This window comes from Paracraurococcus ruber, from assembly GCF_004353985.1.
GTDB classification, from domain to species: Bacteria; Pseudomonadota; Alphaproteobacteria; order Acetobacterales; family Acetobacteraceae; genus Paracraurococcus; species Paracraurococcus ruber.
The window spans coordinates 1-1,006 of sequence record NZ_SMOA01000607.1 but is presented as its reverse complement, the minus strand read 5'-3'; the positions used below and the strand labels follow the sequence as shown (position 1 = coordinate 1,006).

At 77.9% G+C, this 1,006-nt stretch carries 1 protein-coding gene; it reads right to left on the bottom strand.

Features of this window, described 5'->3' with window-relative positions; genetic code table 11:
* Nucleotides 1–167: 167 nt before the first annotated feature.
* Nucleotides 168–866, bottom strand: a complete 699-nt coding sequence (locus E2C05_RS32055; protein WP_240046998.1) for a YggS family pyridoxal phosphate-dependent enzyme — start codon at nucleotides 864–866, stop codon at nucleotides 168–170.
* Between the last annotated feature and the right edge of the window lie 140 nt (nucleotides 867–1,006).

The following is a 1,006-nucleotide window of genomic DNA, read 5'->3' as shown; positions in this document are numbered from 1 at the left end:
CGGCGGGGCAGGGCGCCTGACCGCCGGGCGCGGGGGCCGTCGCGGCGCCATGGCCGCGGGCGTCCGGGGCGGGGCACCGCCGCGCCGATGCCGCGGTGCCACGCCACAAGCCTCGCCGTGGCGTGGCCGCCCGGGGCATGGCCCGCAGGCCGCGTCCCGGCCCGGCCTCAGCCGCGCGCGCCGAAGATGGCCGAGCCGACCCGGACATGCGTGGCGCCGCAGGCGATCGCCGCCTCGAAATCGCCGCTCATCCCCATCGAGACCACCGGCAGACCGTGCCGGGCGGCGCGCTCCGCCAGCCAGGCGAAATGCCGCCGCGGATCGCTCTCGGCGGGCGGGATGCACATCAGGCCGCGCACCGGCAGGCCATGCTCCTCCAGGCAGGCGCGCAGGAAGGCGTCGGTCTCCCCCGGCGGGATGCCGGCCTTCTGCGGTTCCTCCCCGACATTGACCTGGACCAGCACTTCCGGCCGGCGGCCCTCCTTCGCCATGGCCTCGGCCAGGGCGGCGGCCAGGCGGGGGCGGTCCAGGCTCTCGACCACATCGGCGACGCGCACGGCATCGCGCGCCTTGTTGGTCTGCAGCGCGCCGATCAGGTGCAGCCGCAGGCCGGGCCAGTCGGGCCGCAAGGAAGGGAATTTCGCCGCCGCCTCCTGCACCCGGTTCTCCCCGAACAGGACCTGGCCGGCGGCCAGCGCCGCGGCGACCGATTCGGCCGGATGGGTCTTGGAGACGGCGACCAGCGTCACCGACCCGGCCGGGCGGTTGGCGCGGGCGGTGGCCTCGGCGATCCTCTCCTGCACCGTGGCGAGGTTGCGGGCGATGGCGGCGGCGCTGGCCGAAGCGGGGGACATCTGGGCGGTCATGCGATGCGGACGCTAGAGGCGGCGGCGCGCCGCCTCAAGCCGCGGCCTGGCCTGCCGCGGCTCTGGCTGCTCGGCGACCCGGCGCGGCTGCCGGACCCGCGGGCGGCGGCGGCGCGGCTGCCGCCCGGGGCGGCGGTGCT